Genomic DNA, 11897 nt, shown 5'->3' with positions numbered 1-11897 from the left:
TTATTCAAAATTAGTGGCCATTTGCCGCAGCGGGCGCGAAAGCAATGCGGAGGGGTTGACGTGTGAACCGGCATTCTCGAAAACGGTCGCACGGTACTGGAGCAGATGATGGATTTCGAAGCATTTTTTAAAGGCGAGCTGGAAGGTCTTCACAATGAAGGCCGCTACCGGGTCTTCGCAGATCTGGAACGCCGCCGTGGCAATTTCCCGCGCGCTGTCAGACATACCCCGAACGGCCCGCAGGAAGTGACCGTCTGGTGCTCCAACGACTATCTCGGCATGGGCCAACACCCCAAGGTGATTGAGGCGATGAAAGAAGCCATCGATCACTGTGGCGCGGGTGCGGGAGGCACCCGGAATATTTCTGGCACCAACCACTACCATGTTCTGCTCGAGCAGGAACTCGCCGATCTCCACGGCAAGGAATCCGCGCTGATCTTCACCTCGGGCTACATCTCCAATTGGGCGACACTCGGCACGCTTGGCGCACGCATTCCCGATCTCATCATCTTCTCGGATGCGCTGAACCACGCTTCAATGATCGAAGGCATTCGCTATGCGAAGTGCGACAAGGTCATCTGGAAGCATAACGATCTGCACGATCTCGAAGCCAAGTTGAAGGCTGCCGATCCCAAGGCGCCGAAGCTGATCGCCTTCGAGAGCGTCTATTCCATGGATGGCGATATCGCCCCCATCAGGGAAATCTGTGACCTCGCCGACAAGTATGGCGCGATGACCTATCTCGACGAAGTGCATGCCGTCGGCATGTACGGCCCGCGCGGCGGCGGTATTGCCGAGCGCGAGGGACTGATGGATCGCCTGACCGTCATCGAAGGCACGCTCGGCAAGGCATTCGGCGTCATGGGCGGTTACATCGCCGCTTCGACCGCACTCTGTGATTTCATCCGGTCGTTTGCCTCCGGCTTCATCTTCACGACCTCGCTGCCGCCGGCGCTGGCTGCGGGCGCCGTCGCCTCTATCCAGCATCTAAAGGTCAGCCAGTTCGAACGCATGCGCCATCAGGATCGCGTGCGCAGGCTGCGTGCACAACTCGATGCGGCCGGCATTCCGCATATGCCGAACCCGAGCCACGTGGTTCCGGTCATGGTCGGCGATGCCGCCAAGTGCAAGTGGATTTCGGATCTGCTGCTCGACGCCGGCGTCTATGTGCAGCCGATCAATTATCCCACCGTACCGAAGAAAACCGAGCGCTTGCGCATCACGCCGACGCCGCTGCATTCGGATGGCGATATCGAGCAGCTGGTCGGTGCGCTGCATGCGCTCTGGTCGCGCTGTGCGCTCGCAAGGGCCGTTGCGTAAGGAAAGCTTCCTCTCAGAGCCCAGGGGTTTCTGCCAGAAATTGGAACGGCGGATGAGCCAGGTGTGCTGTTAAGCTGCCATAAATTGTAAGCGACTACTTACGCGTTACGCAGCCTTTTCCCGCTGGGCGATGAGCACGGCGGCACGGCTGCGCGCCTCGGCGTCGGCGGCAAAGACGGCATCCATGGTCTCGGCGCTGCCGGTTGCGATCATCTCGTCCATGACAGCCTCGGCGATATCGGCCATTTCCAGGAAGCCGATGCGGCCATCGACGAAGGCGTGGAAGGCGATCTCTTCGGCCGCATTCATGATCGCGCCCTGGAGGCCGCCGCGTTCCAGTGCGGTGCGGGCAAGGCGAAGGGCCGGGAAACGAACCTCGTCCGGCGCCTCGAAATCCAGTCGGGCGAGCTTGGCGAAATCCAGCCGGTCGACGCTGAGCCTGGTGCGGGCCGGGTAAGCCAACGCATAGCCGATGGCGGTGCGCATGTCGGGACAGCCGAGCTGCGCCAGAATGGAGCCGTCCGTATAGCCGACCATCGAGTGAATGACGGATTGCGGGTGGACCACGACTTCGATCTGATCGGGCCGGACATTGAACAGGTGCTTGGCCTCGATCATCTCCAGCGCCTTGTTGAACATGGAGGCGCTGCCGATGGAGATCTTGAAACCCATCGACCAATTGGGATGGGCACGCGCGATCGCCGGCGTGACATTGGCCATCTGCTCGCGCGTCCAGGTGCGGAAGGGGCCACCGGACGCGGTGAGGATGATGCGTTCGACCGCGTGCTGTTGATCGTCCTCCAGTGCCTGGAAGATGGCGCTGTGTTCGCTGTCGACGGGGATCAGCCGGCCGCCGCCCTCGGCAACGGCGCGCACGAAGAGATCACCTGCCGAGACGAGACATTCCTTGTTGGCGAGCGCGATATCGCCGCCGCGGCGGGCAGCTGCCAGCGTCGGCGCAAGACCGGCGGTGCCGACGATCGCCGCCATGACCCAATCCGAGGGCATCGAAGCGGCTTCGATCAAGGCATTCTTGCCCGCGCCGACGACAATGCCTGTCCCGGCGAGCGCATCCTTCAGCTCCTGATAGCGCTCTTCATTGGCCGTCACCGCGAAAGCGGCGCCGCAGGCCTTGGCCTGCTCGGCCAGCAGGCCGATATTGTCATGCCCGGTGATCGCGGCGATATCGAAGGCGTCACGTCCGCCAAGCTGGGCGATGACGTCGAGCGTATTCTGGCCGATGGAGCCGGTCGAACCCAATATCGTCAGGCGGCGACGCGCCTTGCTGCCGGTATTCATTCAGGTATCCGCATTTGCTGCTGTTCCCCCAAGGCTCTACAGGGGATTGCGTGGAGCGGCAAGTCCGCAGCCATGCAACCGCTCCTCTGCCAGCACCCGCGAAAAGCGAGTGTGTGAATTAGTCATATTTTTTTCGATCTCCATTGAACCAAATGCAAACTGCCGCGTTTTCCGACCACCTGAATGCGGAGGACGATGAATGGTTTTCAAGGCGGCGACGTTTCATGGCATGGAGCTCTATCTGGAAAACGACCAGGCCAGGCGCTCGGCGCTGGAATCTGCGGTTGCCAACGCGCTCGCCGTTGCCGGCGGAATCGATGCTTCCGATGTCACCGTGATTGCGGCAGGCCAGGAAATCCGTCTGCACGGTTCGGTCGCGACTTCCCAGGAGGTGAAGCGGGCGACCGCGGTTGCGGAATCCATTCCCGGCGTGCGGCTGGTGAGGAACAGGATCGCTGTGGGGTGATATCTGGACTTTAAGTTCACGCTTACGCTGCGCCCTTATGGAGGCTCACGGCAGGGCGCGTTCAAATACAAATAGTCGTCAGATCGAAGAACAGCTTCGATACGGTTGGAAAATCCGATGCGTGGGTGCCTATATGGCGAAGCACGCCGCCCGCTTTCTTTATAACGCGCTTCGAAGCGAGGTTATCGTCGTTGCAAACGATGCTGACTTTGGCAAAGCCAGCGTTCCTTGCTATTGGCAATAAAAGCCGAAGTGCTTGCGTTGCATATCCTCGACCTTGTTTCCAAGAAACGACCGAATAGCCCACATGACCCGGCACATGTAGGGGCAGTTCGGTCGTTCCGGCCAAATAGCGGAATGTGATGTAGCCGCAAAAGCCTCCATCCCAGATCCAGAACGGGCGGGAAACAAGGCATTGATGTTCCCGATTCGATATCGCTGTGGCGACGATTTCATTCGATATAGTACGGGCGACGAAAGCTGATCTGTCTTTCCTGAGTATCGTCAGTTCAGTTTCGATAAACGACTTGTCATGCTGGCGCCGTGGATCGGGCGACCATCCGCGCATGAGCGCTCGTTCGAAACCCCGCAAATTGAGCAGGCTTGGCTCTACAAGGGTTAAATCACTTGTGCGCGCTGAACTCTGGTGTTTTCCCAATCTCGATCACGCGATCATCATTTAAGCTGAAAAATGGTGATCTCGACGCGATTCGAACGCGTGACCCTCAGATTAGGAATCTGATGCTCTATCCTGCTGAGCTACGAGACCACTCGGCATGATCCATACAAAAGCCAAGGCCCGAAGCCAAGCCTTTTTGCGTCGTGGAGACAATCTGTCTTGAGCGGGCTCCGCGCAGCCTTAAAGACCACGCGGAGGTATCGAGGCAGGCCTCAGGCGTTGAGGCGCTGTTCGGCGAGCCGCACCCAGTAGGAGATGCCGTGGGCGATGGCTTCGTCGTTGAAGTCGTAGGCCGGATTGTGCAGGCCGGCGCTGTCGCCGTTGCCGACGAAGATGAAGGCGCCGGGACGGGCGAGCAGCATGTAGGAGAAATCCTCGCCGCCCATCATCGGGTCGATATTCGGGATGACATTGCCCGCGCCAGCGATTTCCTCGGCGACGGCGATTGCGTGATCGGTTTCGTCGGCATGGTTGAAGGTGACCGGGTAGTTGCGGTGGAATTCGATCTCGGCCTCTGCACCGTGGCTCGCGGCGATGCCGGAAACGATCTGCTTGAAGCGCCGTTCAGCGAGGTCACGCATTTCGGGATCGAGGGTGCGCACCGTGCCGCCGAAGCTCGCATCGTTCGGGATGACGTTATGCGCGTTGCCGGCGTTGAACTTGGTGACGGAGACGACGACGGATTTCAGCGGGTCGGCGCTGCGCGAGGCGATGAGCTGCAGGTTGGAAACGATCTGGGCGCCGATGGCGATCGGATCGATCGTTTTATGCGGCATGGCCGCATGGCCGCCGAGCCCCTTGATGGAGACGGTGAATTCATCCGTCGCCGCCATGATCGGGCCTTTGCGGATGGCGAAATGGCCGACGGGCAGGCCCGGCATGTTGTGCATGCCGTAGACCTCAGCGATCTCGAAGCGCTCCATCATGCCGTCCTTGACCATGGCGTCGCCGCCGGCGCCGCCTTCTTCGGCCGGCTGGAAGATGACGGCGATATTGCCGTTGAAGGTCCGGTTTTCGGCGAGGTATTTCGCGGCACCCAGCAGCATGGCGGTGTGGCCGTCATGGCCGCAGGCATGCATCTTCCCTGGTGTTTCTGAAGCATAGGGCTTGCCGGTGATCTCGGTCAGCGGCAGGGCGTCCATGTCGGCGCGCAGGCCGATCGTGCGGCCCGAAGCCTTGCCGCGGATCAGGCCGACGACGCCGGTGCGGCCGATGCCGGTCACCACTTCGTCAACGCCGAAGGCGCGCAGTTTTTCGGCCACGAAGGCGGCCGTATTCTCAACGGCATAGAGGAGTTCCGGATGTGCATGGATATGGCGGCGCCACTCGGTCACTTCGCCCTGGAGTTCTGCGGCCCTGTTCAAGATCGGCATGCTGATTTTCCTGCTGCTCAATATCGATTCTGGTTCAATTCACGGATCCGCCGCACGGCCCTGACCAGCTTATAGCGGCCTTTGCGGTGTGCTGACGGCAAATAAAGTCGTCAATCGCCTTTGCCTTCTCCTAGCCATATAGGTTAAATAGACGAAGCTTTCGAGAAAATTCCGGACTTCTGAAGGATAGATCGTGCCGACGAAGAAGAATCGTTTGTATGCCGCCCTGCGGCTCGCTCCTATGGCCGCAGCAGCATCCATGCTTTTCCTGTCGGCTGCTGGCACAGCCGCAGCCAATCCGCATATTCTCGTCGATGTCAGCACGGGACGTGTTCTCGACCAGCAGGAGGCGTTTCGACGCTGGTATCCCGCCTCGCTCACCAAGCTGATGACGACCTATGTGACCTTCCGGGCCATCCAATCCGGCCAGGTCAGGCTCGATACGCCCGTCGTCATGTCGAAGCTTGCGGCGGCACAGCCGCCCGCGAAGATGTATTTCAAGCCGGGCCAGAAGATGACGCTCGACAACGCCTTGAAGATGATGCTGGTCAAATCGGCCAACGATCTCGCCATGGCCGTCGCAGAGACGGTCGGCGGTTCGCAGCAGGGCTTCGTGGCGCTGATGAATGCGGAAGCCGCCCGCCTCGGCATGCGCGACTCGCATTTCATCAACCCGAACGGCCTTCCCGGCAAGGGGCAATATACCACGGCGCGCGATCTTGCGATCCTCAGCGTCGCGCTACGCCGCGAGTTCCCGCAATATGCCGGCTATTTCTCGCTCGAGGGCTTCACCAACGGCGTGAAGCAGGTGCCGAACATCAATATGCTCATCGGCCGCTTCGACGGCGCCGACGGCATGAAGACCGGCTTCATCTGCGCGGCCGGTTTCAACCAGATCGCATCGGCAACCCGCAACGGCCGCACGCTGATCTCGGTCGTGCTCGGAACCGACAGCCTGGCGGCACGCGCCGACGATTCCGCCAATCTCCTGGAAAAAGGCTTCCAGAACCAGTTGTCCACCCGCGATACGCTGGCGACCCTCAGGCCCGATGCGCCGCTTGCAGCCGACGTCGCCGATGTGACGGCCGACATCTGCAGCACCAAGGGCGCGCAGGCGCGCAGCGAGACCCGCGATCCCTTCGGCCGCACCAAGGTGCAGTCGCCCTATATTCATGAAATGGATCACGAGCCCAATTTCGTCTATGCCGGCCTGATCGGCGGCCAGGATGTCGCGACTGCCGCCAAGGGCGACAAGGACGATGTCGCGGCCAGAGGCGACAAGGCAATCAGGGACAGCAAAATCGCCATTTCCGGCGGTGCATCCGGTGTGCCTATCCCCATGCCGCGTCCCACTTTCTAATATCGGACAGGAATCATGAGCGTTTCGCAGCAAAGAGTGCCGGTTGCCATCCTGACCGGCTTCCTCGGTGCGGGTAAATCGACCCTGCTCAACCGCATCCTCAAGGATGAGGCCATGCGCGATGCGGCCGTCATCATCAACGAGTTCGGCGATGTCGGCATCGATCATCTGCTGGTCGAGAGTTCCGGCGATGCCATCATCGAGCTTTCCGATGGCTGCCTGTGCTGCACGGTGCGCGGCGAGCTGGTGGATACGCTGGCGAACCTGATGGACGCGATGCAAACCGGCCGCATCCGGCCGCTGAAGCGCGTCGTCATCGAAACGACCGGCCTTGCCGATCCTGCTCCCGTCATGCAGTCGATCATGGGCAATCCGATCATTGCGACCAATTTCGACCTCGATGGCGTCGTTACCGTCGTCGATGCGGTCAATGGGCTGCAGACGCTCGACAATCACGAAGAAGCGCGCAAACAGGTAGCGGTTGCGGACCGCTTGATCGTGTCCAAGACCGGAATCGCCGGCGCCGTGCCGGAAGCGCAGCTGGAGAGCAGGCTGAGGGCGCTCAATCCGCGTGCGCAGATCCTGAATGCCGATAGCGACGAGGCCGGCCGCGTCGCCGTTCTCGTCAACGGCCTTTACGACCCGGCCTCGAAGATCGCCGATGTCGGCCGCTGGCTGCAGGACGAGCTGGAAGCGGACGACGATCATCATCACCATAATGAGCACGATCACCACGACCATGATCATCATCACGGCGATCATGGACACCACCATCACCATCATGCGCATCACCACGGCCACCGGCATCAGCACGCCCATGATGTCACCCGCCATGACGGCTCGATCCGATCCTTCTCGATCGTCGAGACGCAGCCCATCGATCCCACAGCGCTCGAAATGTTCATCGACCTCCTTCGTTCGGCGCATGGCGAAAAGCTCCTGCGCATGAAGGCGATCGTTGCCGTATCGGACCGGCCGGAGCGTCCTGTCGTTCTGCATGGCGTGCAGAACATCTTCCATGCGCCGGTTCGGCTGCCGGCCTGGCCCGATCCCGAAGACCGGCGGACGCGCATGGTCATCATCACCAAGGATCTGCCCGAGGATTTCGTGAAGGGCCTGTTCGACGCCTTCCTCAGCAAGCCGCGCGTCGATACGCCGGACAGGGCGGCGCTGGAGGACAATCCGCTCGCCGTGCCGGGGATGAAATTTTAGTTTCAGCCTTTGATATCTGGTAATCCGCCTCGCTCTGAAAGCTCCTTCTCCCCAGTGGGGAGAAGGAGTGTGCGGCAGCGTACCTGCCTCATATGCGATTGCCCTCATGGTGAGGCGAGAGCGTAGCGACTCTCGAACCACAAGGATGACCCCGGTCGTCACCCTCTCCGGATCACGAAGCGATGGCCGCTTTCCGTCTTCTCGCTGAGGAGAAGCGTGTGGCCCTTCTCATTGCAGAGATGCGGGATATCGATGGCGGCAAGCGGGTCGGTCGTCTCGACGGTCAAGGTCGCGCCGCTTTCCATGCCGCGCAAGCGCTTCTCCGTCTTGATCGCCGGGTAGGGGCATTTCAGCCCGCGCAGATCATAGATCCCGTTATCCGAGCTATTCACTCTTGGCCCAGAACTTCCAGAAAGGCGGCTTCTTGGCTTCCGTCTGCGCGGTCTCGACAGGCGGAGGCGGCGCGTAGGCGAGCGGATTGACGGCCTGGTTCATCGGGTTTGCCATGGGGATCGGCACATTGGCCGGCATATTGGCTGCCACCACAGGGCCGCTCGGCTGCTGGGCAGTCGCCTCGGGAGCTGCGGTCGCGACTCGGATGCTTGCGGTCGACGGATTGGCGGTCGGGCTCGCCACCGTGCCGCCCCGCGCAATCTGCTGCGCCGACTGGTTGGATACCATCGATTCCAGATCGGCGACCTTCATCATCTTGCCGGCGGCAAGCGCGGTGCCCGTGGGAGCATAGGCAAGATCGTGCCCCTTGCGCTGCTTGGCGACGATGGCCTTGCGCTCGGCTTCGGTCGGATCGTACCAGGCCATGCCGTCGAATTTCTTCGAGGCCATGGCATAATCGGCCTGGTATTGCTTGTCATAGGTCGCAAGCGCCACCTGCAGGGCGGGCGGCGTGGTCATGACAGGGCATTTTCCGCCGGCATTGAACGGTCCGCTGGCCTGCTGATTGAAGACGTATTTCTTCTCGCAGACCTCGACCTCGGGCGGCCGCTTGGTGACCTCGAAATTGTCGTAACCGACCTTCAGCATCTTCCAGAAGTCGATATTGGGGCTGAGGCGGTGCTTCCACATATTCTCCGCCGTCATGCGGAAGGGGAAGGCTTCGAGCTGAATCGCCTTCTGGCCGCCCTTGAAAGCGTCGCGCGCGAAGGCGTAGATTTCCAGCACCTGCTGATCTGTCATCGAATAGCAGCCGGACGAAGAGCAGGCGCCATGGATCATCAGATTGTTGCCGGTACGGCCATTGGCGGCATCGTAGCGGTTCGGGAAACCGGTGTTGATGGCGAGGTAATATTTCGAATTCGGGTTCAGGTTGGCCGGCGTCAGCATATAGAAGCCTTCCGGCGCCTGCCGGTCGCCTTCCTTCACCTTCGGGCCGAGACGGCCGGACCAGGCGCAGATCTTGTAATCGGCGATGACTTCGAAGCGATTGCTCTGGTTCGCCTTCAGGATCTCCATCACGCCTTCTTCCTTGAAGATGCGGATCATGATCGGCGAGTTGCGGTCCATGCCCTTCTTCGTCATATCGGCGAGGATATGGCTCGGAAGCGGTTGTTCGACCTTGTTCTTGACCGTCGACAGGTCGACCGACGCCGTGTCCAGCGCATCGTTGCAGCCGGCGAGTGACAGCGCCATCAATGAGACGTAGGCAAGGTGACGGATGCGCATTCTGACTTAGCCCATAAATGCGAAGAGCGGCAGCTTGATCTGTTTCGCCACTCCCCTCGAAGCATGAAACGGAATCATAGGCGGTTTATACTTGAAAATTCCTTACCAGCCTATGACCTGCCCGCAGCGCGTCGGCAAGCTTTTCTTTGCCATAAAAGCTTCGATAACGGAAATGTGGCCAAGGTTTGGCCTCATCCCCGTTTTTAGCGATCACTTTTTCCGAATGTGGCTTAGAGATTGCGGCCCATGGAAAGGAATTTCTGACGCCGGTCGTTGCGCAGCTGTTCGCCGGAACGGCTGGAAAGCTCGCCGAGCGCGTTCGCAATCGTCTCGCCGGCGGAGGCCATCACCGTGTTAGGATCGCGGTGCGCGCCGCCGAGGGGTTCGGGGATGATGCCGTCGATAATGCCGAGGCTCTTCAAATCTTCGGCGGTGATCTTCATGTTGGTCGCGGCTTCCTTGGCGCGCGTTGAATCGCGCCACAGGATCGAGGCCGCGCCTTCGGGCGAAATCACGCTGTAGATCGAATGTTCGAGCATGTAGACGCGGTTGCCGGTGGCAATCGCGATCGCGCCGCCCGAACCGCCTTCGCCGATCACGATCGAGATGAGCGGCACTTTCACGCCAAGGCACATTTCGGTGGAGCGCGCGATCGCCTCTGCCTGGCCGCGCTCTTCCGCGCCGACGCCGGGATAGGCGCCGGCCGTGTCGACAAGCGTGATGACGGGCAACTGGAAACGGTCGGCCATTTCCAGGATACGGATCGCCTTACGGTAGCCTTCCGGCCGGGCGCTGCCGAAATTGTGCTTCAGGCGGCTCTTGGTGTCGTTGCCTTTTTCCTGGCCGATGAGGGCGACCGGCTGTCCGCGGAAGCGGGCGAAACCTGCCTGGATGGCGGCATCCTCGGAGAATTTGCGGTCGCCGGCCAGCGGCGTGAATTCGGTGAAGAGGGTGCTGGCGTAGTCGACGAAATGCGGGCGCTGCGGATGGCGGGCGACCTGTGTCTTCTGCCAGGCATTAAGCTTGGAATAGATGTCGGCCATCGCCTCGCGGACGCGGATTTCAAGCCGCCCGACTTCGTCCGATGTGTCGATGCTTTCGTCTTCGCTCGCCAGTTTCTTGAGCTCGTGAATCTTGCCTTCGAGATCCGAGATGGGTTTTTCGAAGTCGAGATAATTGTGCATGAGGTGCGTTTCCGATCCTTTTGCCCGTGACGAGAGACGGCGGCTTTAGCCTGTGTGCCGGTCCTAATCCTGTTTTTTTGCCTGTTTGGCAAGGGGGTGATGCGTTTGCACGAGCTGATGAAGGCGTTCTTCCAGCACATGTGTGTAGATTTGCGTGGTCGAGATATCCGAATGACCGAGAAGTTCCTGCACCACGCGCAGGTCCGCGCCATTGGCCAGAAGATGGCTCGCGAAGGCATGGCGCATCACATGCGGCGAGATCATCGATGGTGTCAGGCCCGCCCGAATGGCAAGATCCTTGAGATCGCGCGCGAAGACCTGGCGTGGCAAATAGCCTTGCTTGGAGGCCGCTGGAAAGAGCCATGGGCTCTCCGGCAAGGGCTGCTTGGCATTTGCCGCAATCTCCGTCTGCAGCCGTCCATAGGTCTTCAGGGCCGAAATGGCGGATTGCGACAGCGGCACCAGCCGTTCCTTGTTTCCCTTGCCGCGGATCATCAGGAAGCGCCCCTCCTGATCCAGCACCTTCGCCGGCAGAGAAACGAGCTCGCTGACGCGCATGCCGGTGGCATAAAGCATTTCCAGAAGCACCAGCATGCGCAGTCGCTGCAGCCGGTCCGGTCCTTCGACCGCCGCTTCCTGCTCGGCCTGGGTCAGAAGCCTCGTCACCTCGTCGACGCCCATCGTCTTCGGAAGGGCGCGGCCTTTCTTCGGCGCATCGAGAATTCCGGTGGGATCGTCCGTGCGCAACCCTTCCGCATAAAGGAACTTGTAGAACTGGCGCATGGCTGAGAGCCGTCGTGCCTGCGACGAGGGTTTGAAGCCTTGGCTCGACAGGCTGGAAAGATAGGCGCCGAGATCGTTGGCACTGGCTTCGGCCAAACGGACGCCGAGGCCGGACAGAAAGGAATGGAGGTCGTCGAGATCGCGCTGATAGGATTGCAGCGTGTTGACCGCAGCGCCGCGCTCGGCGCTCATCATTTCCAGGAAGGCCTCCAGGTGCACGCGCCCCAGATCGCGCGCGCCGGTTTTTGCGTTCGTGGCCGGTGTGCTCATGGCTTCAGCGATCCCGTCGTCGGCGGATTGAGGCGCTCCGGCGGAATGCGGATCGTCACATCGCGCGGCTGCGGATCGACAAAGAGCACGAGTGCCCACATCGCTCCATATATCGATCCGGCGATGACCGCGCAGATGACAAGGAAGCGAAACAGGGTTGGCATTCGAAAAATCTCCTTCGCCGTTCATTGGCGCGGCGATGCGCAATAATTATGTCCTTCAAGGGTTAGCTGAAGGATATTGCAGACATGTTTACGATAGCGGCGTCTTG

Annotated in this window: 12 protein-coding genes and 1 tRNA gene; 4 read left to right on the top strand and 9 right to left on the bottom strand. The window is 60.6% G+C overall.

Features of this window, described 5'->3' with window-relative positions:
* The first annotated feature begins 108 nt into the window (after nt 1-108).
* Nucleotides 109-1320, top strand: coding sequence for a 5-aminolevulinate synthase (gene hemA, locus DQ393_RS08525; protein ID WP_112341327.1), 1212 nt, complete (start codon nt 109-111; stop codon nt 1318-1320).
* A gap of 105 nt (nt 1321-1425) precedes the next feature.
* Here hemA and dxr read toward each other — a convergent pair whose 3' ends face one another.
* Nucleotides 1426-2619, bottom strand: a complete 1194-nt coding sequence (gene dxr, locus DQ393_RS08520) for a 1-deoxy-D-xylulose-5-phosphate reductoisomerase (protein WP_112341326.1) — start codon at nt 2617-2619, stop codon at nt 1426-1428.
* 199 nt (nt 2620-2818) lie between these two features.
* Between dxr and DQ393_RS08515 the strand changes: the two genes are divergently transcribed.
* Complete coding sequence (locus DQ393_RS08515; RefSeq protein ID WP_112341325.1) at nt 2819-3085, top strand: BON domain-containing protein; 267 nt, start codon at nt 2819-2821, stop codon at nt 3083-3085.
* Between the two features lie 61 nt (nt 3086-3146).
* Here the strand turns inward: DQ393_RS08515 and DQ393_RS08510 are convergent, their stop codons facing one another.
* From DQ393_RS08510 to DQ393_RS08500, 3 genes are all read right to left on the bottom strand, one after another.
* A complete protein-coding gene (locus DQ393_RS08510; RefSeq protein WP_245430288.1) occupies nt 3147-3653 on the bottom strand; it encodes a GNAT family N-acetyltransferase in 507 nt (168 codons plus the stop codon).
* Between the two features lie 124 nt (nt 3654-3777).
* Nucleotides 3778-3854: transfer RNA gene (locus DQ393_RS08505), tRNA-Arg, on the bottom strand.
* 122 nt (nt 3855-3976) lie between these two features.
* A complete protein-coding gene (locus DQ393_RS08500; RefSeq protein WP_112341323.1) occupies nt 3977-5137 on the bottom strand; it encodes a M20 aminoacylase family protein in 1161 nt (386 codons plus the stop codon).
* Between the two features lie 193 nt (nt 5138-5330).
* Between DQ393_RS08500 and DQ393_RS08495 the strand changes: the two genes are divergently transcribed.
* On the top strand, nt 5331-6497 hold the full coding sequence (locus DQ393_RS08495; RefSeq protein WP_112341322.1) for a D-alanyl-D-alanine carboxypeptidase family protein: 1167 nt from the start codon (nt 5331-5333) through the stop codon (nt 6495-6497).
* 15 nt (nt 6498-6512) lie between these two features.
* On the top strand, nt 6513-7709 hold the full coding sequence (locus DQ393_RS08490) for a CobW family GTP-binding protein (RefSeq protein ID WP_112341321.1): 1197 nt from the start codon (nt 6513-6515) through the stop codon (nt 7707-7709).
* A 158-nt stretch (nt 7710-7867) separates the two neighbouring features.
* On the opposite strand, the gene DQ393_RS08485 is transcribed toward DQ393_RS08490, so the two are convergent.
* From DQ393_RS08485 to DQ393_RS33375, 5 genes are all read right to left on the bottom strand, one after another.
* Nucleotides 7868-8101 (bottom strand): sulfurtransferase TusA family protein, encoded by a 234-nt coding sequence (locus tag DQ393_RS08485; protein WP_112341320.1) that lies wholly within the window; start codon nt 8099-8101, stop codon nt 7868-7870.
* Nucleotides 8094-9389 (bottom strand): L,D-transpeptidase family protein, encoded by a 1296-nt coding sequence (locus tag DQ393_RS08480; RefSeq protein WP_112341319.1) that lies wholly within the window; start codon nt 9387-9389, stop codon nt 8094-8096. The genes DQ393_RS08485 and DQ393_RS08480 overlap by 8 nt, the downstream gene beginning before the upstream one ends.
* 230 nt (nt 9390-9619) lie before the next feature.
* Nucleotides 9620-10573 (bottom strand): acetyl-CoA carboxylase carboxyltransferase subunit alpha, encoded by a 954-nt coding sequence (locus DQ393_RS08475; RefSeq protein ID WP_112341318.1) that lies wholly within the window; start codon nt 10571-10573, stop codon nt 9620-9622.
* Nucleotides 10574-10636: 63 nt separating this feature from the next.
* Complete coding sequence (gene xerD, locus DQ393_RS08470; protein WP_112341317.1) at nt 10637-11626, bottom strand: site-specific tyrosine recombinase XerD; 990 nt, start codon at nt 11624-11626, stop codon at nt 10637-10639.
* Nucleotides 11623-11790, bottom strand: coding sequence for a hypothetical protein (locus tag DQ393_RS33375; protein ID WP_162943920.1), 168 nt, complete (start codon nt 11788-11790; stop codon nt 11623-11625). Before DQ393_RS33375 ends, xerD begins: the two co-directional genes overlap by 4 nt.
* Between the last annotated feature and the right edge of the window lie 107 nt (nt 11791-11897).

The sequence above is a fragment of the Martinezella tropici genome (assembly GCF_003287875.1).
GTDB lineage: Bacteria > Pseudomonadota > Alphaproteobacteria > Rhizobiales > Rhizobiaceae > Rhizobium > Rhizobium tropici_C.
Note: the sequence above shows the minus strand (reverse complement) of the source record. Positions and strands in the feature narration are given on the sequence as shown.